Origin of the sequence: Paraburkholderia sediminicola (genome assembly GCF_046026895.1) — a bacterium.
Lineage (GTDB): Bacteria > Pseudomonadota > Gammaproteobacteria > Burkholderiales > Burkholderiaceae > Paraburkholderia > Paraburkholderia sediminicola_C.
Genome location: NZ_JAQQEU010000095.1, coordinates 1 through 21,973, shown reverse-complemented (window position 1 = coordinate 21,973; position 21,973 = coordinate 1). Strand labels below are relative to the sequence as shown.

The 21,973-nt window shown below is 58.4% G+C and carries 16 protein-coding genes and 1 pseudogene; 5 read left to right on the top strand and 12 right to left on the bottom strand.

Going from position 1 to position 21,973, the window contains the following annotated elements; translation table 11 throughout:
* Positions 1–147: 147 nt before the first annotated feature.
* Positions 148–1,740, top strand: a complete 1,593-nt coding sequence (locus PQR02_RS35605; RefSeq protein WP_408242582.1) for a S41 family peptidase — start codon at positions 148–150, stop codon at positions 1,738–1,740.
* A 162-nt stretch (positions 1,741–1,902) separates the two neighbouring features.
* Positions 1,903–2,661 carry a HesA/MoeB/ThiF family protein gene (locus tag PQR02_RS35600; protein WP_408242581.1) on the top strand — a complete coding sequence of 253 codons (759 nt, stop codon included), beginning with the start codon at positions 1,903–1,905 and terminating at the stop codon, positions 2,659–2,661.
* Positions 2,662–2,748: 87 nt separating this feature from the next.
* Here the strand turns inward: PQR02_RS35600 and ptsP are convergent, their stop codons facing one another.
* The 7 genes from ptsP to PQR02_RS35565 all read right to left on the bottom strand — a co-directional run bounded on the left by ptsP (position 2,749) and on the right by PQR02_RS35565 (position 10,447).
* Positions 2,749–4,497 carry a phosphoenolpyruvate--protein phosphotransferase gene (gene ptsP / locus PQR02_RS35595; RefSeq protein ID WP_408242580.1) on the bottom strand — a complete coding sequence of 583 codons (1,749 nt, stop codon included), beginning with the start codon at positions 4,495–4,497 and terminating at the stop codon, positions 2,749–2,751.
* A gap of 270 nt (positions 4,498–4,767) precedes the next feature.
* Positions 4,768–5,037 carry an HPr family phosphocarrier protein gene (locus PQR02_RS35590; RefSeq protein WP_408242579.1) on the bottom strand — a complete coding sequence of 90 codons (270 nt, stop codon included), beginning with the start codon at positions 5,035–5,037 and terminating at the stop codon, positions 4,768–4,770.
* Between the two features lie 92 nt (positions 5,038–5,129).
* Positions 5,130–5,657, bottom strand: coding sequence for a PTS sugar transporter subunit IIA (locus PQR02_RS35585; RefSeq protein ID WP_408242578.1), 528 nt, complete (start codon positions 5,655–5,657; stop codon positions 5,130–5,132).
* A 340-nt stretch (positions 5,658–5,997) separates the two neighbouring features.
* The gene (gene gshB, locus PQR02_RS35580) at positions 5,998–6,954 is read right to left on the bottom strand and encodes a glutathione synthase (protein ID WP_408242577.1); all 957 of its coding nucleotides are present in this window, start codon (positions 6,952–6,954) and stop codon (positions 5,998–6,000) included.
* A gap of 102 nt (positions 6,955–7,056) precedes the next feature.
* Positions 7,057–8,346 carry a glutamate--cysteine ligase gene (gene gshA / locus PQR02_RS35575; protein WP_408242576.1) on the bottom strand — a complete coding sequence of 430 codons (1,290 nt, stop codon included), beginning with the start codon at positions 8,344–8,346 and terminating at the stop codon, positions 7,057–7,059.
* A 236-nt stretch (positions 8,347–8,582) separates the two neighbouring features.
* Positions 8,583–10,064, bottom strand: a complete 1,482-nt coding sequence (locus tag PQR02_RS35570; RefSeq protein ID WP_408242575.1) for an ammonium transporter — start codon at positions 10,062–10,064, stop codon at positions 8,583–8,585.
* A gap of 44 nt (positions 10,065–10,108) precedes the next feature.
* Positions 10,109–10,447: a P-II family nitrogen regulator gene (locus PQR02_RS35565; RefSeq protein WP_006048089.1), complete on the bottom strand. Its 339-nt coding sequence runs from the start codon at positions 10,445–10,447 to the stop codon at positions 10,109–10,111.
* 396 nt (positions 10,448–10,843) lie between these two features.
* Between PQR02_RS35565 and PQR02_RS35560 the strand changes: the two genes are divergently transcribed.
* Together PQR02_RS35560 and PQR02_RS35555 are read left to right on the top strand one after the other, a co-directional pair.
* Entirely contained in the window at positions 10,844–11,101 is a 258-nt protein-coding gene (locus PQR02_RS35560; protein ID WP_154564624.1) for an accessory factor UbiK family protein, read from the top strand.
* A 124-nt stretch (positions 11,102–11,225) separates the two neighbouring features.
* Positions 11,226–12,233, top strand: a pseudogene (locus tag PQR02_RS35555) (YifB family Mg chelatase-like AAA ATPase); the annotation flags it as partial.
* Between the two features lie 212 nt (positions 12,234–12,445).
* On the opposite strand, the gene PQR02_RS35550 reads toward PQR02_RS35555, so the two are convergent.
* From PQR02_RS35550 to PQR02_RS35535, 4 genes are all read right to left on the bottom strand, one after another.
* Entirely contained in the window at positions 12,446–13,633 is a 1,188-nt protein-coding gene (locus tag PQR02_RS35550) for a site-specific integrase (protein ID WP_408242574.1), read from the bottom strand.
* 229 nt (positions 13,634–13,862) lie between these two features.
* Entirely contained in the window at positions 13,863–14,441 is a 579-nt protein-coding gene (locus tag PQR02_RS35545; protein WP_408242573.1) for a hypothetical protein, read from the bottom strand.
* Between the two features lies 1 nt (position 14,442).
* Positions 14,443–16,536 (bottom strand): site-specific integrase, encoded by a 2,094-nt coding sequence (locus PQR02_RS35540; RefSeq protein WP_408242572.1) that lies wholly within the window; start codon positions 16,534–16,536, stop codon positions 14,443–14,445.
* Positions 16,529–18,904: a hypothetical protein gene (locus PQR02_RS35535; RefSeq protein WP_408242571.1), complete on the bottom strand. Its 2,376-nt coding sequence runs from the start codon at positions 18,902–18,904 to the stop codon at positions 16,529–16,531. The genes PQR02_RS35540 and PQR02_RS35535 overlap by 8 nt, the downstream gene beginning before the upstream one ends.
* Positions 18,905–19,675: 771 nt before the next feature.
* Between PQR02_RS35535 and PQR02_RS35530 the strand changes: the two genes are divergently transcribed.
* Positions 19,676–19,987 (top strand): hypothetical protein, encoded by a 312-nt coding sequence (locus PQR02_RS35530; RefSeq protein ID WP_408242570.1) that lies wholly within the window; start codon positions 19,676–19,678, stop codon positions 19,985–19,987.
* 759 nt (positions 19,988–20,746) lie between these two features.
* On the opposite strand, the gene PQR02_RS35525 is transcribed toward PQR02_RS35530, so the two are convergent.
* Positions 20,747–21,094: a hypothetical protein gene (locus tag PQR02_RS35525; protein ID WP_408242569.1), complete on the bottom strand. Its 348-nt coding sequence runs from the start codon at positions 21,092–21,094 to the stop codon at positions 20,747–20,749.
* Positions 21,095–21,973 lie beyond the last annotated feature (879 nt).

Here is a 21,973-nt window from a genome sequence, read left to right as displayed (position 1 = left end):
CGCGTGCCCCATCGCACGAACCAGCTCCGGTTCGTACTGTCGAATCACGATTGTCCGCCCTGCCCCCTGACTGGGCGGGTGTGCAGTTATACTTGTCCGTCCAATCTCAACCGACGCTGCCACGCGCTTCCGACCGCAACAGACTCTATGCGAAAGAACCTGAAAAATATCGGCCTGATTGCCGCGGGCCTTGCTACCGGTGCATTTGCCACCCTGCAACTATCCGCCTCGGCCCAGCAACCCGCTAGCGCCGCCGCACCTCTGCCGCTAGACCAGCTCAGGCTCTTTGCCGAAGTGTTCGGACAAATCAAGCACGAATACGTCGAACCGGTCGACGACAAAAAGCTCCTCACCGCCGCGATCAAGGGCATGGTGTCGAGCCTCGACCCGCACTCGTCGTATCTCGACAAGACCGATTACGAGGAACTCCAGGAGCAGACCAAGGGTCGCTTCGCGGGTCTGGGTATCGAGATTTCATCGGAAGACGGCCTGATCAAGGTGATTTCGCCGATCGAAGACACGCCCGCGTTCCGCGCCGGCATCCGTCCGGGCGACCTGATCACCCGCATCAACGACAAGCCCGTACGCGGCATGACGCTCGACCAGGCGGTCAAGCAGATGCGCGGCGAGCCGGGCACCAAGGTCACGCTCACGATCTTCCGCAAGTCCGACGACCGCACGTTCCCGCTCACGGTGACGCGCGCGATCATCAAGGTCCAGTCGGTCAGAGGCAAGGTCATTGCGCCGGGATTCGCATATGTCCGCGTCACCAGCTTCCAGGAACGCACCACGCCTGATCTGGCCGCCAAGCTGCAAGACATTGCGCGTCAGGAGCCGAACCTGAAGGGGCTCATCCTCGATCTGCGCAACAACGGCGGCGGTCTGCTGCAAAGCGCGGTCGGCGTGGCCGGCGCGTTCCTGCCGCCGAATTCGGTGGTGGTGTCCACCAACGGCCAGATTCCCGATTCGAAGCAGGTCTATCGCGACACCTACGACAACTACCGCCTGCAGTCCTTCGACAACGATCCGCTGAAGGACATCCCGGCAATCTTCAAGACCGTGCCGATGGTCGTGCTGACCAACGCGTATTCGGCGTCGGCGTCGGAAATCGTCGCGGGCGCGCTGCAGGACCAGCATCGTGCGCTGATCCTCGGCAAGACCACCTTCGGCAAGGGTTCGGTGCAAACCGTGCGCCCCATGACGGCGGACACCGCGCTGCGCCTGACCACCGCGTACTACTACACGCCGAGCGGCCGTTCGATCCAGAACAAGGGCATTCGCCCCGACATTCCGGTCGATCAGTACGCGGAAGGCGATCCGGACGACGCGCTCGTGACCCGCGAAGTCGACTACTCGAATCACCTTGCGAACACGCAAGACCCGAACGAGAAGAAGGAAGCGGAACAGCGCGAACAGGAACGCATGGACCAGTTGCGCCAGCTAGAAGAGCAGAACGACAAGAAGACACCGGAACAGCGTCAGAAGGATCGTGAGCGCAAGCCGGTGGAATTCGGCTCGAACGACGACTTCATGATGCAACAGGCACTGGACAAGCTCGAAGGCAAGCCGGTGCAGGAATCGAAGTCGCTGACCGAGCGTCGTCTCGCGCAGAACAAGCCGGGCACGTCGGCATCCGCGCCGGTCGCGGTCAAGCCGACGCAACCGGTTCCGGGTGCATCGGGCACGGCCCCGGCGGCAGTTCCGGCGGCTGGCTCGGCTCCGGCGACGCAAGGCAAGTAAGCAGCAACCCTCGCGAGTCTTCACGGCGAATCGTGCCGCGAAGACTCGCCGCAGGACTTGCAGCGAGCCGCACCCTTCGCGCGACTAAAATAACAGCCACGAACCGCGCGTTGCAGCCAGCAGGTCTGCGCCCCATTGCGCGACACACTCCCGCGCCCCGCCATGAATGACGATCAACTCCTCCGCTATTCCCGCCACATCCTGGTCGACGAAATCGGCATCGAGGCGCAGCAGCGTTTTCTCGACGCGCACGCGATCATCGTGGGCGCGGGCGGTCTGGGTTCCCCCGCCGCCCTGTACCTCGCGGCGGCAGGCGTCGGTCGTCTGACCCTGGTCGACGCCGATACGGTCGACCTGACCAACCTGCAGCGGCAGATCCTGCATGTGAGCGCGTCGGTCGGGCGCCGGAAGGTGGACTCCGGGCGCGACGCGATCGCGCAGATCAATCCCGAGGTGGTGGTGAACGCGGTAGCCGAGCGCGTCGACGATGTTTGGCTCGATCGCGAGGTGCCCCATGCGACCGTCGTGCTCGATTGCACCGACAACTTCGCGACACGTCACGCGATCAACCGCGCGTGCGTGAAGCATCGCGTGCCGTTGGTATCGGGTGCGGCGTTGCGTTTCGACGGCCAGATCAGCACGTTCGATTTCCGCGATGAAGCGTCGCCCTGCTACGCGTGCGTGTTCCCCGAAGACCAGCCGTTCGAAGAAGTCGCGTGCTCGACGATGGGTGTGTTCGCGCCGACCGTCGGCATCATCGGTTCGATGCAGGCCGCGGAAGCGCTCAAGGTGATTGGGGGAATCGGCACGCCCTTGCGGGGCCGTCTGATGATGCTCGATTCGCTGCGGATGGAATGGAACACGATGCGCATCGGGCGCCAGCCGGATTGCCCGGTGTGCGGCGAGCCGCATCGGACTTGATGCCCGCGCTGAAGCAAGGCTGAACGGAAAACGCCGCCCACGAGGGCGGCGTTTCTCATTGGGACCACGCGCCCGGCTAGCGACGCTTCAGGCCTCCGCGACTCGCTTGAGCGCGGCCTGCACCTCTTCCGGTTCGAAAGAAGCGAGCACATCGGCCACCGGCTTCTCCAGCGTCTTCAGATGCGAACGCAGCACCTCCTGCTTGACCTCCAGCAACTGGCTCGGATGCATCGAAAACTCGGTCAGGCCCATGCCGAGCAACAGACGCGTCAACGCCGGATCCCCCGCCATCTCGCCGCACACCGACACCGGCACGCCCGCGCGCTTCGCCTCGCGCAGCGTGAAGGCGATCAGATGCAGCACCGCCGGGTGCAATGGGTCGTACAGATGCGCCACCGAGTTGTCCGCGCGATCGATTGCCAGCGTGTACTGGATCAGGTCGTTGGTGCCGATCGACAGGAAATCGAGCCGCTTCAGGAACAGCGGCAACGCAATGGCGGCAGCCGGAATCTCGATCATCGCGCCGACCTGCACGTTCGGATCGTAGGTAATACCCGCGTCGTCGAGCTGACGCTTGGCTTCGCGAATCAGGTCGAGCGTCTGGTCGATTTCCTGCGCATGCGCGAGCATCGGAATCAGAATCTTCACCTTGCCGAACGCCGACGCACGCAGAATCGCGCGCAATTGCGTGAGGAACATCTGCGGCTCCGACAGGCTCCAGCGAATCGCCCTGAGCCCCAACGCGGGATTCGCGGCGGTCTCGTAGCCGTCGCCTCCGCCCATCGAATCGAGCGGCTTGTCGGCGCCGACGTCGATCGTGCGGATCGTGACCGGCAACCCGTTCATCAACTCGACCGCCCGACGGTACGCGTCGAACTGCTCTTCCTCTTCGGGCAGGCGGTGCTTGTGATTCATGAACAGAAACTCGGTGCGGAACAGGCCGACACCGGTCGCCCCCGAGTTGACCGCCGCGCGCGCGTCGTCCGGCAGCTCGATGTTCGCGCACAACTCGATGCGGGTGCCGCACAGCGTTTGCGTCGGCGAGAATTTCAGGCGCTGCAGCTTGCGCTGCTCCAGTTCCTTTTCGCTTTGACGGTACGAGTATTCCTCCAGCACGATCGGCGCGGGATCGACGATCACGATGCCGTGATCGCCGTCGACAATGATCAGGTCGTCCTGACGGATCAACACGCTCGCATGCTGCACGCCGACCGCGGCCGGAATGCCCAGGCTGCGCGCGACGATCGCCGTATGCGACGTGCGGCCGCCGAGATCCGTGACGAAGCCCTGAAACGTCTGCGTCTTGAACTGCATCATGTCGGCGGGGGCGATGTCGTGCGCGACCACGATCATCTCGTCGCATGCGCCGTGCACGCCGACCGCGAGCGTAGCCGAGGCCCCCGCGAGCGCCTTCAGCACGCGCTCCACCACTTGCTCGATGTCGGCTTTGCGCTCGCGCAGATATTCGTCTTCGATATCGTCGAAATGGCGCGACAGTCGCTCCAGCTGTTCGGTCAGCGCCCACTCCACGTTGTAGCGGCGCGTGCGGATCAGGTCGATGGTCTCCTGCACGAGCATCGCATCGTTCAGGATCATTGAATGAACGTCGATGAACGCGCCCATTTCGCTCGGCGCGTCCGCGGCGAGATCGGCGCGCAGCGTGTGGAGTTCCCGATGCACGTGTTGCTGGGCCGCGCGAAAGCGCTCCACCTCCCCGTCGATCTGGGCGGGTTCGATCAGATAGTGGTCTACGTCAAGTGCGGCCGGGGCGATCAGATAGGCCCGCCCAATGGCGATACCGCGTGACACGGGAATTCCATGCAGCGTGAAGGACACGCGCACCTCCTCTAGTTGTGTGATGCCGCGGCAAACCGCTGCAATGCTCTCAGACTGTCGTCGTTATTATAAATTCCGCGCCCTCCGCGCGAGTGTCACGAGTGTGTGCAGCGCAGCACGAATTAACGTAATCAACACGACGACCCGCCTTCAGTCGTTTTTCGTTCCGGTGACGCGAGTAGTGTGTGGTGATCTGCTATTGTCGCGCGCTAAAAAAAACGCCGCGGACAACCGCGGCGTTGGTGCTCATTGCAATGTGCACGCCCGACTTCACTGCCCCTCGCCGAATTTATCGGCAATCAGTTTCAACAATCCTTCCATCGCTTCCTTTTCGTCAGTGCCTTCCGTTTCGATCAGCACCGTGCTGCCGATGCCCGCGGCCAGCATCATCACACCCATGATACTTTTGGCATTGATGCGGCGGCCATTGCGGCTCATCCAGATTTCCGCCTGGTAGTTGCCCGCGAGTTGCGTCAACTTGGCCGACGCACGCGCGTGCAGCCCCAGCTTGTTCACAATAGTCGTTTCCTGTTGCAGCATGTGATGTCCAGAACGCGGGTAAATGTGTTGTGAAAGGTGAAACTGCAAAGCAGTTGCAATGCGTTTGAACCGCTAAGCGACGCGCGGTCCGCTTACAGACCGGCCGCGTCGGTCTTCTGGGTCAGGTCGGCGTCGGCCGGCAATGCGGGCAGACAGTCGCCGGGCGCTGCATCCGGTGGCAACGCCTGCGAGCAGTCGCAGGACGCTGGCATGGGCGTGACGGACGCCGGGGTCGCGGGTCCGATCGCATGCACGCCCTTGGTCGCGCCGGCGAGCGCCTTGTCGACCAGCGTGTCGAGCGGCGTCGCGCGATAACACACCGCGCGCACCAGCATCGGCAAATTGACGCCGCATAGCACGCGCACATTCGGCACCGTGGCGAGCCGGCCTGCGATATTCGCGGGGGTCGCGCCGAACATGTCCGTGAGCACGAGCGCGCCGTTCTCTTCCTTCAGCCGCTCGATTTCCGAATGAGCGAACGCAACCATTTCCGTCGGTTCGCAATCGGGCGATACGTCCATCACGCCGATGCGAGCCGGCAAGCCGCCATAGATGTGCGAAATACAATCGCGCAACGCGGTGGCGAATGGAGCGTGCGCAATGATCAGAATGCCTGCCATGTCAGCCTTACTGCAAAAGAACGGCCTCGAACCGTGGACCGGGACAAAGCCCGATTCGTCAGCGCCCTCGACCGGCCGTGGGTCACGAGAGCCGGAACGCACCCTTTGACGAGCGACTGCCGACGCATGGCGCGATGCCGGCGCCGGCGAAGCCCTGCTCGTTCAACTTCCGCGATTCGTGCCGCCGACGCCCGTCACAAGGCATCGATCCGGCTTGGCGCGGAAGAGCGGGCATTGTATCAGGCTCATTTTCCCGCCAAATCCGGCGCCGCGCTCGCCGCGGATTGACTGGATTCACTACACAGGTTGGGCGCTCCGGCGGGCATTCAAGGGGCGCGCTTCAAGCCGCCGCGCGCTCCAGCGCGTCGATGAACATCGCGGCCACGTCGAAGCCGGTCTGATCCATGATCTCGCGGAAACACGTCGGGCTCGTCACGTTGACTTCGGTCAGCCAGTCGCCGATCGCATCCAGCCCGACCAGCAACAAACCGCGCGCGGCGAGCACCGGCGCGAGCGTGGCGGCGATCTTGCGATCATGCTCGGTGAGCGGGCGCGCAACGCCCAGCCCGCCGGCCGCGAGGTTGCCGCGCACTTCATTCCCCTGAGGAATACGCGCGAGCGAATACGGCACGGCTTCGCCGCCAATCAGCAAAATGCGCTTATCGCCCTCCTTGATCTCGGGGATGAACTTCTGCGCCATCACCGAACGCCCGCCGTCGTGGCTCAACATTTCGATGATCGAGCCAAGGTTCATGCCGTCGGCCTTCACGCGAAACACGCCCATGCCGCCCATGCCGTCGAGCGGCTTGAGGATCACGTCGCCGTGCTGCTCATGGAACGCGCGCAAACGGCTCGCGTCGCGCGTGACCAGTGTGGGCGTGACGAATTGCGCGAACTCGCCGATCGCCAGCTTTTCCGAATGATCGCGAATCGCCTGCGGCTTGTTGAAGATGCGCGCGCCGCCGCGCTCGGCCAATTCGAGCAGCCACGTCGACGTCACGTACTCCATGTCGAACGGCGGGTCCTTGCGCATCACGACCGCGGTGAAGCTCTTCAACGCGCGTGGCGCGGCCGGGTCGGCGGCGTACCAGACGTCGCGATGCAGGTCGGTCACGTCGCCGACGATCGCCACACGCTGCACGTTCGCTTCGACGTCGCCGCCCGTCCACGCCAGATGCTTCGGCTCGCACGTGTACACCACGTGGCCGCGGCGCGCCGCTTCCGCCATCATCGAATAGGTCGAGTCTTTGTAGATCCTGAACTGCGTGAGCGGATCGGCGATGAAAAGAATATCCATGAAGGTCCCGTTGCGCCCTGACGGGCTTGGCATTGATCGTAAATATAGTCGTTGAAAATGGCGATGGCGGCACGCATGCCGCCATCGACCACCTCGGGTGGCTTAGACCTGGATCGCTTCCGGATCGGTCTTTTCCAGTTCGACCGATGCGGCCAGCAATCCGAGCCGCGCCACCACGCCGTACATGTAGAAGCGGTTCGGCGGCGCCGCGCCGGGCTTGGCGTGCGCGTCGGGCAGCGCCGTATGCTCGAAGCCGAGCGGCACGAAGTGCATGCCGGGCGCGTTCAGATTCTGGTCGCGCTCGCGGCTGCCGTGCACGCGGTAGAAGCCGCCCACCACGTAGCGGTCGATCATATAGACGACCGGTTCGGCGACTTCTTCACCAATGCGCTCGAAGGTGTACACGCCTTCCTGCACGATCACGTCGTGCACTTCGAGGCCGTCTTTGGTGGCCGCCATCTTCGCGCGTTCGCGCTTGGTGAGCGCGGCCACTTCGGATGCGTCGTGCACGGTCATCACACCCATGCCATAAGTGCCCGCGTCCGACTTGATGACGACATACGGTTTCTCGGAGATGCCGTACTCGCGATACTTCTTGGCGATCTTCTTGAGGACGCCGTCGATCGCGTCGGCCAGCGCCTGCTCGCCGGTGCGCTCCTGGAAATCGACGCCTTCGACGTGCGCGAAGTACGGGTTGATCATCCACGGATCGATCTCGACCATCTTCGCGAACTTCTTCGCCACGTCGTCATAACAGGAGAAATGCGTCGATTTGCGGCGCACCGCCCAGCCCGCATGCAACGGCGGCAGCAGGTACTGCTCGTGCAGATTTTCGAGCACGGGCGGAATGCCGCCCGACAGATCGTTGTTCAGCAGGATCGAGCACGGGTCGAAATTCTTCAGGCCGAGGCGACGCTGCGAACGCTCGAGCGGTTCGAGCACGAGCTTCTGGCCGTCCGACAGCGCGATCGTGACCGGACCATTGATGCTTTCGTCGAGCGTCCCGAAACGCACGTTCAAACCGGCCTGGCGCATGATCGCGGCCAGACGCGCGACGTTTTCCAGGTAGAACGTGTTGCGCGTGTGGCGCTCGGGGATCACCAGCAGGTTCTTCGCGTCCGGGCAGATCTTCTCGATCGATGCCATCGCGGCCTGCACCGCGAGCGGCAAGACTTCCTGCGGCAAATTGTTGAATGCGCCGGGGAACAGATTGGTGTCGACCGGCGCGAGCTTGAAACCAGCGTTACGCAGATCGACGGAACAGTAGAACGGCGGCGTGTGTTCCTGCCATTCGAGCCGGAACCAGCGTTCGATGGCGGGTGTGGCGTCGAGGATCTTCCGCTCGAGATCGAGCAGCGGGCCGTTTAACGCCGTAACTAGGTGCGGAACCATTGATCACTCGCAGACTGGAGAAAAAAGATTGTAGAGCAAATGCTTTGTCCATTTGGGGACGGTTTCTCCATTCGCAAGCGGACGCGAATGCATTCTCGCTATGGCGATGATAGGCAGGAAAAACTGACGCTTGCAAGAGAGCGAGCAAGAAAAAAGCCCGCCATGAAGGCGGGCCAAATTGCTGTGCTTACACCGTGATCCAGCGAGCCCGGGAGCGCGGGCTCGCGGAGTGTCCCTTATTCGACGTGCTCGCCATGCAGGCTCACGTCCAGGCCTTCGCGCTCCTCTTCTTCCGTCACGCGCAGGCCCATCACCATGTCGATGACCTTCAGCAGGATGAAGCTCACGACGCCGCTGTAGATCAGCGTCGTCAGCACGCCCTTGGCTTGCACAATCACGCTGCCGTCCGCGCCGCCGATGTCCTTGACCGCGAATACACCGGTCAGCAGCGCACCCACGATCCCGCCGATGCAGTGCACGCCGAACGCGTCGAGCGAATCGTCGTAACCGAGCTTGTGCTTGAGCCAGGTTGCCGACCAGAAGCAGACCACGCCGGCCACGATACCGATCACCAGCGCACCGAGCGTCCCGACGAAGCCCGAAGCCGGCGTGATCGCCACCAGACCCGCGACCGCGCCCGACACGATACCGAGCACCGACGGCTTACCCTTGGCCGCCCATTCGGCGAACATCCAGGCGAGTGCCGCCGCCGCGGTCGCCACTTGAGTTGCGAACATCGCGAAACCGGCACGGCCGTCAGCCGCCACCGCCGAACCCGCGTTGAAGCCGAACCAGCCCACCCACAGCATCGCGCCACCGATCAGCGTGAGCGTCAGGTTGTGCGGCGCCATCGCTTCCTTGCCGTAGCCGATACGCTTGCCGAGCACCAGCGCGCAGACCAGCGCCGCGATACCGGCGTTGATGTGCACCACCGTGCCGCCCGCGAAGTCGAGGATGCCCGCGCTAGCCAGCCAGCCGCTCGGTTCCCACACCATGTGAGCGATCGGCGAGTAGACGATGATCGACCACAGCGTCATGAACACCAGCATCGCCGAGAACTTCATACGGTCGGCAAACGCGCCCGTGATCAGCGCCGGGGTGATGATCGCGAACGTCATCTGATAGACGCAGTAGACCGTTTCCGGGATCGTCGGGGCCAGATGGCTGACGGTCAGCGTCGTGGCCTTGTCCCCCTTGACGTAGTTCATGCCCGCCATGAAGACGCGCGAGAAGCCGCCGATGAACGAGCCGCCCGGTGTGAAGGCAATGCTGTAGCCCACCACGATCCAGACGATCGTCACGACGCAGGTGATCGCGAAACTTTGCATCAGGATCGCGAGCACGCTCTTTTTGCGGACCATGCCGCCGTAGAAGAGCGCCAGACCCGGAATCGTCATGAACAGCACGAGCGCGGTGGAGGTCAGCATCCAGGCGGTGTCGCCCGAATTGATCTTCGACGAATCGACCGAGAACGGCGCGGTCGGGGCGGCCGGTGCCGCCTCGGATGCAGCAGGCGCGCTGGCAGCCGCAGCGGCGGAAGCGTCCGCAGCGGGCGCCGAAGCGGCGGGCGCAGCCGAAGCGTCCGGTGCCGGCGCGCTGGCCGTCGTGTCGGGAGCCGAGGCGGCTGCAGGAGCGGAAGCGTCGTCCGCGAGGGCGGCGCCCATACCGCCCGCGAGCAGCGAACTGGCCATCAGCAGGGACATCAATAATTTGCGCATCTTTCGTTTCCTCTTGTCGCTATCTGTGTCGCAATCTTTTCGTATTACAGAGCGTCCGCGCCGGTCTCGCCGGTGCGAATGCGTATCACCTGTTCGATCGGCGTGACGAAGATCTTGCCGTCGCCGATCTTGCCGGTGCGTGCCGCGCGTTCGAGCGCTTCGATCGCCTGGTCGACGATGTCGTCCGAGACAGCCGCCTCGATCTTCACCTTCGGCAGGAAGTCGACGACATATTCAGCACCCCGATACAGCTCCGTGTGGCCCTTCTGCCGGCCGAAGCCCTTGACTTCCGTCACGGTGATGCCCGAGACGCCGATGGCCGACAAGGCTTCGCGCGCCTCATCGAGCTTGAAGGGCTTGATGATTGCGGTAATGAGTTTCATGACATCCCTCGCTAAGTTGCGTAACCCGTTGCGTAACCCGTTTGCGTACCCATAACCCGTTCGCGTGGTCTCGTTTCACTGCCGGGAGAACGCTTCCGACAGTGCGCGCGGGGCAGTAACAGCAACTCGCATGCCATGTTGTGTCAGACTGCGCCCCGCGTGCTTCGCGCAAGGGCGCAAGCGGCCTTGGCCGGATGGCTAACGATGGCCGCGCGCGCTGGCGCGGCGTATGGATCGTTGCTAGAGTGTCCGAACGGCTTGGACGCACAGGCGCGCACCAAAGGCGCTCATGCGGCGGCGGCGCGCAAGACGGCACGCACCAAGACTGCCCATGCGCAGCGACTAGGCACAGGCGTAACGAAATATGCACATTTTTTGTGCACAAAGGGGAACACCATGAAACAACCTAACGATGTTTTTAACGACTTTCAGGCTCGCATGAGCGAGCTGTTCAAGAACTCGCCGGCCAAAGATGTCGAACGCAACGTCAAGGCCATGCTGTCGCAGGGCTTTTCGAAACTCGATCTGGTCACGCGCGAGGAATTCGATACGCAGACCCAGGTACTGGTGCGCACCCGCGCGCGCCTCGAAGAACTGGAACGCCGCGTCGCCGAACTCGAACAGAAGCTGCCGGTCACGACGCAAACGCCGTAACCACGCATTGCTCGCAGCGCACTAGCTGCGTCGTGCTGCACATCACAGGCAAGCGAGCCGTGACGTCATCAGCGTTTTAGGGGACTCGAGCGCGCCCTTCGCGCGCCGTCCGACGGGAGAAAACATGTCGCTTGCCGTGGTGCGCAGTCGCGCGCCGGCCTCCGGCCGCGCGCCCGAAGTAACCGTCGAGGTTCACCTCGCGAATGGTTTACCCTCTTTTTCGATCGTCGGCCTTCCTGATCTGGAAGTACGCGAAAGCCGCGAGCGCGTGCGCGCGGCGCTGCAAAACTGCGGGTTCGATTTCCCGGTCCGGCGCATCACCGTCAATCTCGCTCCCGCCGATTTGCCCAAGGAATCCGGCCGCTTCGATTTGCCGATCGCGCTCGGGATACTCGCCGCGAGCGGACAGATTCCCGCTGAATCCTTGCTGTATCGAGAGTTTGCCGGCGAATTGTCGCTGACGGGCGCACTGCGGCCGATGCGCGGCGCGTTCGCGATGGCTTGCGGGACCGCGCGCAGCGCCGGTGCCCAAAGCGGTGCTGCGGCGACTTCGCTTTCAGCGCTTTCGAGCGAGCCGGTGACAGTCCACATGCCGCCAGACCGCACTCCACAGCTCTACCTCCCTGCGTCCAGCGCGGCGGAAGCGGCGCTCGTACCCGGCGTCGATGTCTACGGCGCCGCTGATCTGCCTTCGCTATGCGCACATCTGACGGACACACCTGATGCGCGGCTCACCCCTGTGGCCGCGCCGGACCTGGGGGACGCCGCGCCCGCCCTCGTTCCTGACATGGCCGACGTGATCGGCCAGCGCGCCGCGCGGCGCGCGCTCGAAGTGGCCGCGGCCGGCGGCCATCACGTGCTGCTGATCGGCCCGCCCGGCGCGGGCAAGTCGATGCTCGCCGCCCGTCTGCCGGGCCTGCTGCCGCCGATGACCGACGACGAAGCGCTCAGCTCCGCCGCCCTGCTGTCCGCCAGCCGCGCCGGTTTCAGCCCGGCGCAGTGGCGGCAGCGGCCGTTTCGCGCGCCACACCATTCGTCGAGCGCCGCGGCGCTGGTCGGCGGACACAATCCACCGCAACCCGGCGAGATCACGCTTGCGCATCTGGGCGTGTTGTTTCTGGATGAGCTTCCGGGTTTGCTTTTTGCACTGCATTGTCAAACGCCTCTATGACATTGATTCCAAAGGAAGTAGATAAAGTCTGGGGGCAAGCTGGGGGTTGACAATTGTCAATAGTCTGCGAGGACCGCAGTGAGCTTTGATGCTGAACGTAGATATGCTGCGGGCGCTGCCATCCCGCTGGGTCGACGCGTCGCGCCGCTATGACGCGAGCGGAGCACTACAAGTTACTCCTCGTTGGCGAGCACAGTAGCGTCCTGCCGAGCAGCTTCGACTGAGGCCTGGTAGATACGGAACGAGACCAACTCGGGCGTACCCTCAGCCTTTCTCAGTTCGTGCTGCTCAGCGCACACCTTGAGCGACTCACCGAGCATGTCGACCCGCACACTTTGCTTGGTTTTTTGAAGGTTGGCCAATTTAGCCTCTGCCCCATCCAAATAATGCAAGATGGTCTTCACGCTTGTTTGCCCAGTCTCCTTCATGACCTCCTTCAACATCACTCCTTTACTTATCATCATCCGACGAAAATCATCTTTGTTCAACGCGTTGTGCTTCTCCATCAAAGCGGTAAGCCGCTCGACTATGAAGGTCCCTCTGAGCATGTGAACGCATGCCTGCTCGGAGATGCCCGCTGAGTTTCGAAGCTCGCGCATCAATTGCGTAATCGTATTAGCTTGCAACTGCCTTCCCGTGGTCGCACTGACGAGCAGAAACCCATCGTCCATATCGGAGCCACACGTCTCTTTAACCACGACAGAACGGAATATTCTAACGAAGCTTAAAATTTCATTAATTTCCACATGATTGATTTCTACATTCCGTGTCGCTGGTTTACCTTTCTTCAGTGTAATGACTTTCAACACCGGCCGCGCCATCCGTCGGGCATTCTCGAAATCCACTATTCGCAGCATTAGCAACTCCGTTCGCCGGCAACCCAAGATGCGAGACAGGCGAAGAATTACATGAAGTCGCCGCTTCCTGTAGACAGCAAATTTACCGTTTCCGACCACGTCGCCGACAGCAGCGGTAAGTCGCTTAATATTTATATCGCTAATTGCGCCTCTGCTTCGAACAATCCCGTGTTCAGGTAACGCCTCATGCTTCCAGCAAACGAGCAACCTGGTGGGACCACCATCCGGCATCGCTACAACGCGCACGACTTTTTCTGCCTTAATTGTGCCTGTTGCAGCTACGAAATTCGGCCGCCCGTGAAGACTCCCCACATGGGACAAGAAATCCAATGCGTCACGGCAGATATTTCTAGGTACCGACCCATCTCGCAGCAAACCACTGCGCAGATTTCCGGGAACCTTCGACTCGGTCAGCATATTGTTAGCGAACATCGTGAACTTCGCGTCGCTCATATCGATAAAATCAGTGTTCGTCTGATAGCAAAATCGCACCAGATGAGACACGTTATACGCTTTCAGCCTGACTGTCCCGCCTCGGACAATGGTCGCATTGCCCGACGCAATCTGCTCCTGCAAATATGAAGTTGCCTCGAAGCACAATCTGCCATCAGGCCAATTTACGTACGACCCATTCTCCAACTCATTGAAGCAAGATTTACCGGCAACGTCCAAATTAGCGAAATATTGGAAGTGTCGCGGTAACTTAGCTACGAGTTCTCGGTCCTCTCGATGCTCACTGCCTTTCCGACGTCTCATTGCGAACCACTTTTGGTTGGTTTAGCACGCCAAACATCGCTAACACCTCCGCGCGCTCAGTCTGAACTTGTTTGCTGAGAGCATCGAGAGGATATTGCTCTATGATGCTGTCTAATAATTTCAACAACCCGCGGATGCCCTTTACCAACTGCCAGTTATCACTTTCAAGTTGACGATAATCGTCTCGAATTTCCTTCAACTTCAGCTCTAACTCCGCTTTTGAACCACGGCCGGGCCGACTCTCTCGAACGCGAGTCGAACTTTCTTTTTGGAACTTCCAGTCGATTTTCCTTCGGAGCGAATCCAAGCACTCCCAACCAACTCCAATCTCACCGTTGGCCCGCTTCTTCAAAGTATTCAAGCTACAGGAAGCTATCTGCAATGCGTCGTCCGTGAAGTTAGCAAGCTCCCCCTGAGAGTTCACTGCCACCCGTAGACCGGGCCAATCCCTGAACTCTGGGAACTTCCTCTCAGCCAAGTCTAGCAACTTGTGCAGGCGCCCAGTTGAGCTCTGCTCGCGCGCAATCAGCTCTACATAGTCACTCGGCTTGCTCAACCTAACCTCCCGGCACGACATGCAGGGCAAGTTCCCTCTCTCCCGGAAACTTCAAAACCTCGTCGATGATGCGGCCGTCATTTTCATGTCGAGTCGAATACAGAAACATTTCCACAGCCTCGGATTCGTCAACCACCACTGATGAAGACCCGAATTTAGATTTAATCACCGCACGCAGTCGCTCAAAGGGACTATTATTCAAAGCCTTCAAAGCTTCCACAGCAACATGGACCAGTGCCCGCTCCCGCTCTTCGATAGAAAAATCGAAGTCAATGTATGCATCCACCTGCTTATAATTGACGTGTCCGAGATACCAACTCAGTGCGTCAAGCGTCCCCGAGCGTCGCATGAAATATGAAGTCACGAAGAATCTTCTTAGCTGATGCTGTCGGAGGTATTTTCGTTGCCCCGCCTCGTTGAGTGGCATCTCAATGTAATCGCAAAATCTATCCAGCAACCGATTCATGCTTGAATGCGATAATATGCATTCCCCGTCGTCGCTAAATGTGGCAAAAATACCTTTCATCTTCGGCATTCCATCGATTGCCGACAATTTTTCATGAAAATCTTTTATACAGCTAATCACGTCAATTGCCAACTTTGATATCGGTCGCTCAATGACTTGCCGATGTCCTTTGTATCCTGTTTTCCGATTTGCAAATTTTAACAATCGTTGTTTTGGGTTTATACAAGTTGCAGGGTCTAAATCTTTGAGCTCGCCCTGACGACGACCACTGACTGCGCCCACAATAAATAAGCACGCTCCAATAGCGACATGCAAGAGTTCTAGCAATCCTTCATTGTTTCTAAAACTCTTAAAAAACATCGAGGCTGGCCGCCGTTCATTTTGACTAATGAAGCCAGGCCAAGCTTTCCCGAAGTCCCTAGCGACACTCCAAACACTCACACCTTTTTTTCGGGTCTTTTTCCCTATGAACTTTTTGATTTTAGAGGGAGTTAGAAATTTTCTCCAACCAACGCTATCGCCGCATTTCGCACGGGCGACGCTCAAAAAGCTTGAGAAAATATGTTCAACTTCATTTTTGAAAAAATCTACGGCTCTTTCAAAAGCGAAATTGACATCAGCCACACCGGGAATCACATAGTGCCCTGTCAAAATCTGAGCGATATACAATTCAGGACTTGCACCGGTAAGCTCCTGCAGTGCCGCCCGGGGAATCACTTTCCCTACCCCGGCGACATCTCGCAGCCGTCTGGCGACCCTAAAATACATCCGGAGCATCGCGACGCTCGCCGGTTGATTATTTTCGTGAGGTGATGCTTGAACCGGAGCTCGCGGATACTCGCATTCGTATGTCTCCTTTCGCGCCCAACATAGCTCCGGTGGCACTCTCCGCTTAACTGTTCCGGCGATAGTCTCACTGTAGAGACGAGAGCTGAGTTCCACCATGTCGGGCTTCACGCTGTATTCCAGCCCGGAAGACCCGCGGACGTACAGGCCCTCCCGGAACAACCACAACCTAGAGTAAATTAACTCCTGTTCATTCAAAGGCAGTTCCTGCTCATCCGTATGAAGCTCGATGTCAACAATCCTTCGGTTTCGCTTAACTGTCTGACAAATGTCCTCCCAAGTAATGGTTTCGGATTGCTTCCGCAGGTAATCACTTAGGCGCTTATTCCAATCATATATATCGGCAACCGCCCCCGAGCCGGCAAACTTCGCAAGCATACGCTTCATATCAGAAGCCGTCAGAGCACTCAGGGCGTATAGATGCAGGTTGAGAGTCGCGTCATTTAGCAACAGATAATCTATCACTCGCATTGCACAACGGACGTTGTTGTAAACTGTGATGCCAAATCTGTCTCTACTTTTGCTTTCCTCGGCATACTCCTGCGCGCACAGGAACATCCGAAACTCATCCCAAAGCTCGAAATTCTTGGGGTCGGTCAGAAGCGAGCCATCAGCCAGCCTCACTCGCCAATCGATTTGAAATTTCCGTCCTTCGGGGAAAAAGCAATCCCAGATTGGAGATGTGTACTCAGACTTCAAGAACTGTGTACACCTGAGCCGATTCGCTTTGTCAACAACACTATCCTCAATCCACTGTCTGATGCTGTCCGGAAGATTACTCATAGACGACCTCGTTTATTAGAGAGACGTCAGCCGCCTTTCGTCCTGTTTCAAGATAAGCGAACAAATCAGGTCGAGCCTCTTTAATTGATTCGATATGCTCAATTATCGGACCAGAAACTTCCACCCAAATTTCAGCGCTCGGGCGTATCTTTCTCGACAAGCTTTTTGTTTGTGACAGAGCTATGCTACAAAAAATTGTCATGACGGAGTCATCAATCCCGATGAGTGTGGTCGCCCCACTCATTTCCTCTATTGTTTCTGTAGACTGGCCAGGAAATGTGTTGTTTCCCAAGTCAATGCTGAGACAATGATTGGTCATGAATCTCTCGAGCTCGGCCGCGGTCTCAAATCCACTTGCCTCTAATCTGTAAGGGCTGTTTGCCAGTGCCTCTACTATGAATCGGGTTTGGTGAATTCTTATCCATCTTTCCATAAAGAACATCATCAAAGGCAATGGAATGTATCTGATGATTTGCTTGTAACTGAAGCGTACATGTCCTAAAGCGCGGGCTACCTCAGCTGTGTCCTGTCTTTTCAAATAGTTTGCAATAACAATTTGGGCCCTGAGTTTTGTCATGCTAAAGTTCGATGCAATAGCTAAAGCCTTTTCCTGCGTGCATCCGGAAAATTCTTGCAAATCGGCAATAAATTGCTTCGATTGTCCTCGCGCTGTGGATAGCTTATGTGCGACTGCGTGGAATCTTGTTGGATAGGCAAATCCTTGGCCGGAAGCTATAAACATGTATCGATAAGCGTCGTCTCCCTTATGCTGCAAATAGCGGCGGCACATCGCGGTAACACAAAGGACCCTGTACACTATTCTGGCCGAATCAATATCTATCTTTATTCTCTGCTCTGCCCTTTTTTTCCCACGTCTACGCTTGAATCCGCGCAGAAAATATCCCGCTTGATTTGTTCCAAAGCCAACTCTCGAATCGTGTTTATCATACAATTCGAGTGTCGCTAGGAATCCGTCAGTTATTTCAGGGTGACGAATTACAAGCAGTGCCATAAAGGGCATCACTGCTTCCAAAGTCGGCAGTCCTAATTGGTACGCTAAACCCGACCTACTCCCTCCCAGAAGAACTTTGGGATTCATCCCACCCTGATTTAGATAGTCATGACTTGTGATGAAGCCGTAGTGCCGCAGCGTAGCCGCCCTGTTAGCAAGAGTTTCCCTTTCCGACACGCTTAGCGAGGCTATTTGCCCGTCGTGCTGTTCTCCCAACAAATGCGGAATTCCTGCATCTGCCAAAATTATCCTTCGCTGATAGTTTTGCCATACCTGGTCGGCCTTTGCTTCGGCCCATTTCGAAATCAGACTGAGGTCAGTCAAAACCTCTTCAGATTTCCTCTCTAACGCTTCTTCATCTGAAAACGGTTCGGTTGAAAATGGAGTAACGCTCTTCAGTCGCTGACTGTCGCCGTTTATGATTTTTATGTGGGTGTCCGAGGGCGGAACAAAATGCCGTGGAGGAGTTGGAAATCCTTCGACCGGCTCGACGAACAGGCCTGCCTTCACAAGCGCTAGAAAAAATCGCGATACTTGGGTCCGCCAATCGGTGATGATGGTTGTAACTTGCCTGCTCGGCACATCAGTTTCCAAACAGTAAACTATCAGTCCTTTCCAAAAATCATAGCTTGCATGTTGGTCAAACCTGGCTTGAAGCGTGAGGTCAGGATGAGCAACCATATACTTCGGCAACTGCCTCCGTAACGGTATCTTGGCTGGACCAATCGAGGTGTGATGACCGGCACAGCAAATGTAAAACTCGTGCGTGTAAGCAGCGCCGAAAATCTCATACATGATTGCCAAATCAAACCACGTAGTGATTCCCAATGAATTAGTGTTCGGCCAGTTCATCCAATAATTCACTCGCTCTTCGATTAGATTAAGACCATCAAATCGTTGCCTCAATTTATCCTGTTCGTCAGAGAGACGACGGACACTTGGTTTTATACCTGCAATCCAATTTTTAGCCACGCTCATCTTCGAAGCTGCGAAAATAACCAAGACAGCCTTTGTAATCCTTTGTCGCCAAAGGATAGTGGCATCGAAAAATTTATCCGAAGCAATGGCGCCCAAGAATAGCTCGAGACCTACCTGATTGTGCTGCCAATCCGCTGGCACAAGCTTCAATCCTGTTATCTGCAAGAAACACTCAAGCATCAGCAGGATTTGTCGGACAAGGCCACGTGTTTGTGCATCTGTTCTTGCCGCCGCATCGGTGACCATGTTCTTTATCCAGCCCTCCGTCATCGGCCTCCGGTAAGACTCATACGCAGTTAAATCTTCGATAATTGCGCGCTCTCCGGGGGGCGTATACGGTCCCAGCAGTTTCAACTCACCAATTGCTTTTTTAGCCATTTAGATATCCTAACTATCCTAGGTATTGGTGCATCGCGGTGCTCCTGCAGACACAAGCATCGCCAGAAATGTCTCGACTCTGATACCAATCGGACTACCAAGACCGACGCCCAATGGAACAAGTGTCAAAAACTCGCCACCGCTTCGACCCTCGCCAGCGAACAAAGCATCGAACACAGGCCAAATCTAGCTCACAAAATTCTTTTATTCAACAAATTTCGCATCTACACGAATTTCAGGACCATAAACTTGGCAATTTACGCATTTAACGCTATATAATTAGCTTGATTACGCTAATAAATTCCTCGCCTGCGGCGTCACTGCTATCAACTAGGTGACGCGCGCGGGCATTCCCGCCCGAATTTGGGGGAAGATGCCGTTGTGACGAGTTCTGTCATCAAGGCCTCTCGCAGCCGTGGCCTCGGTGCTTGGCGGGCTAGAGGGCACTCGGGCGTGGCCGCTGGTGTCGGCACATCCCACGGGAAGTTGAGAAAGGCCACCTCATGCAGGGCTCGCTTAGTTCGAATTGGACCGCTCAAAGCTGACCAGCATCAAAAAGCTGCCAAACCGGCTTCGTCGGCGCCTGGCAAGAATACGAACGAACCGTCCACCGTACCGAATGCAGGCGTATCCCTTTGCTGTACTCGGTCTGTCCCCACAACCCTCTGCAATCTCAAGTTGCGCGCGCCATTTGTCGGTTACGTCAATAGTGCTTGCAGTAAAAAAATATTGTGGGAGGATGGCCATCCACTCGTTGATGGAGACCACAAAATGAGCTTCAAGCTGGAACCGCCGGAACCGATTGAAGGCCTCTCGGAAAGCTCAAACCTTACGTTCCAGAGCATCCTGAAGGACCTCAAGCCCGAAGCAGCCGAACGTCTACGTGTTCTGATGACCGCCGACGCCGCCCCGCATCAAGACGTCCTGAACGCATTCGAGAAAGTCGTAACGTTGCGCGACACCTTCATGAACAAGGATTTCAGCACGGGTGGCCGCATCCCGCAGCGCATGGGCGCCTCCGTCGATAACTACAACGCAGCGCTCGAGGAACTCTCCACCGAGTTGCTGGCACAGCGCGCGTAGCGTACTGCTTCGACAAGGGGCATGGCAGGCGCCACGCCCCGTTTCCCGATGCGACGATTAGGCGTCTTTGTCCGACGATAGACCCGCCACGATACCGGTCGAAGCACCCGCGCCCAGCGCTGCGCCTGCGCTGCCGACCACCGCTGTGCCACCCGCGACGCCAGCACCACCGGCCGCAAGGCTACCACCGCCAATCGCGGCGAGGCCAGCCGAGCTGTGCCGCTGCACCCGACAGCGTGCCACCACCAACACCGAGACCTGCTGCGCTCGCGATTGCGCCAATTGCCGGGGCGCACGCAACAGCTGCGGCACCGGCCGCCACCGTGCCGCCAACGACGATGATAGGAAACAATTAAGTCTGTCGGACGACAATCAAGTCTGGCGGACCTTATGGGCCTGCTTACATTAATAGTTCCGATTTATGAGCGACTGGTCTAACCGCACCTGCACCTCCCAAATATTCCGAAGACGTGGACAAATCGCGAAATCTAGCGAAATCGGTGACGGTGGAGAGAAAAGGACCGCAATGCTAAATTCGCGTGTCCGCCAGTAATGAATGTGTTCCTAGTCCTTGGCTAGGAACGTTCCCAGCAAGGGGTCAGACTTCGGGGCTGCCTTGTCAGGCGGGCCGGGAACGTTTCTTTGCCCCCAACCTGTTTTCGCGTGTCACAGAGGGGTCTCGACCCCCGAGAAAGCGTGAAAGTTTGTCATCAATGTCGTCACGGAACGGTTCTCGACCATCCGTCCTCGCAATTCGATTTATTGCAACAAGAGCCACTCCACCGCCCCAGCCGGATAGCCCTCCGGCCACCCCCTTGCCAGCAACTCCACCGCCTCTCGCATCCGCAGCGCCCACCTGTCGTCGCTCGCGCCCACGCTCCTCGCCCTCATTGTTTCCAGCACCGATTGCGCGCAAGCAACCCAGTCTATCGCTCGGCGCAAGCGGATGAAACTGGCGTCAGAAATCCCTACGTCTCGTGCCGCAACCTCGACGTCGGCAGCGACGTCTGCAAGCAGAATCGACAGCAGCGCAACGGCTTTGCGCTCAATGTAAGTGGGCGCAAACTTGTTTCCTGATGCATGCAGATGGGTGTTCGTGGAATCCATCGCCTGTAAAGCAACACCATTTACACGCCAGCGTCCCACTCGGACTGACCGGTCCGCAGCGGCCGGAGAGATGCATCCGGGCTGGTCGTCTTTGACTGCACGGTGCCAATGACCTTAGATGTATGTCAGGCGGATGCTGATTCCGCCGATGATGGTCAACGCATTTGTGGGGTGGACTATGAGCAAAAGCAGCGGTAGCAAAGGTGGGCAATCTGGCAGCAACCAATCCGCAGGCAGTGTTCGAAGGCTGGAAGCCCCGGCGGAGGCCGTGCTCCCAACGGGTTTCCGGGCGGAAACTGGCCAAGCACTACCGGCGCCAAGTCTGGCGGCAACCGCGGGAATGCGACGCCGTCCGGAAGCAAAAGGTAAGTTGCAGGGGGAGTCTTACTCGAGAGTGCGGGGCCAAGTGGCGCTGTAAGCGAACCGGCGACAAGCTTCAATAATTTGCGGGCAGGCATCGCATATCTGCCGACACAAACCTGCAATGGGTCATTGGATTGCAAGGGGCGCTACGCTGACCGATGCCGACTACTCCATCAAGCTTGCTGGGACCGCAGCAACCTCCGGCGCCTCTGCTGGAACCATCTTTGAGCACTGGTCGCAAACAACAGCAACATAGTCGACAGCGAATACGTCGAGAATGGCACCCTTTTTCACAGCGCCGCTTGCCAGATACTTCAGGTGGACGCGCGCCATGTCGACAGGGCCTCCGCAGCGGGCGCAGACTTCCACCGGGCCGATTCCGGGGGGACGGACGGGCGTCTGTTCACGTGCCATAACGATAGAAACACGTGGCGTTCAGACATCCGCGCGAGCAATAACACTCTAGTCCTTCACTGCCATGTATTTCGACGTTGGGTGGTTCGGTATCGAAGCGCA

Excerpts from the sequence above, each read along its gene's own strand:
- PQR02_RS35605 (WP_408242582.1), top strand. The coding sequence starts at position 148 with ATGCGAAAGAACCTGAAAAATATCGGCCTGATTGCCGCGGGCCTTGCT.
- PQR02_RS35600 (WP_408242581.1), top strand. The coding sequence starts at position 1,903 with ATGAATGACGATCAACTCCTCCGCTATTCCCGCCACATCCTGGTCGAC.
- PQR02_RS35590 (WP_408242579.1), bottom strand. The coding sequence starts at position 5,037 with ATGCTGCAACAGGAAACGACTATTGTGAACAAGCTGGGGCTGCACGCG.
- PQR02_RS35585 (WP_408242578.1), bottom strand. The coding sequence starts at position 5,657 with ATGGCAGGCATTCTGATCATTGCGCACGCTCCATTCGCCACCGCGTTG.
- gshB (WP_408242577.1), bottom strand. The coding sequence starts at position 6,954 with ATGGATATTCTTTTCATCGCCGATCCGCTCACGCAGTTCAGGATCTAC.
- gshA (WP_408242576.1), bottom strand. The coding sequence starts at position 8,346 with ATGGTTCCGCACCTAGTTACGGCGTTAAACGGCCCGCTGCTCGATCTC.
- PQR02_RS35570 (WP_408242575.1), bottom strand. The coding sequence starts at position 10,064 with ATGCGCAAATTATTGATGTCCCTGCTGATGGCCAGTTCGCTGCTCGCG.
- PQR02_RS35565 (WP_006048089.1), bottom strand. The coding sequence starts at position 10,447 with ATGAAACTCATTACCGCAATCATCAAGCCCTTCAAGCTCGATGAGGCG.
- PQR02_RS35560 (WP_154564624.1), top strand. The coding sequence starts at position 10,844 with ATGAAACAACCTAACGATGTTTTTAACGACTTTCAGGCTCGCATGAGC.
- PQR02_RS35540 (WP_408242572.1), bottom strand. The coding sequence starts at position 16,536 with ATGAGTAATCTTCCGGACAGCATCAGACAGTGGATTGAGGATAGTGTT.
- PQR02_RS35535 (WP_408242571.1), bottom strand. The coding sequence starts at position 18,904 with ATGGCTAAAAAAGCAATTGGTGAGTTGAAACTGCTGGGACCGTATACG.
- PQR02_RS35530 (WP_408242570.1), top strand. The coding sequence starts at position 19,676 with ATGAGCTTCAAGCTGGAACCGCCGGAACCGATTGAAGGCCTCTCGGAA.
- PQR02_RS35525 (WP_408242569.1), bottom strand. The coding sequence starts at position 21,094 with ATGGATTCCACGAACACCCATCTGCATGCATCAGGAAACAAGTTTGCG.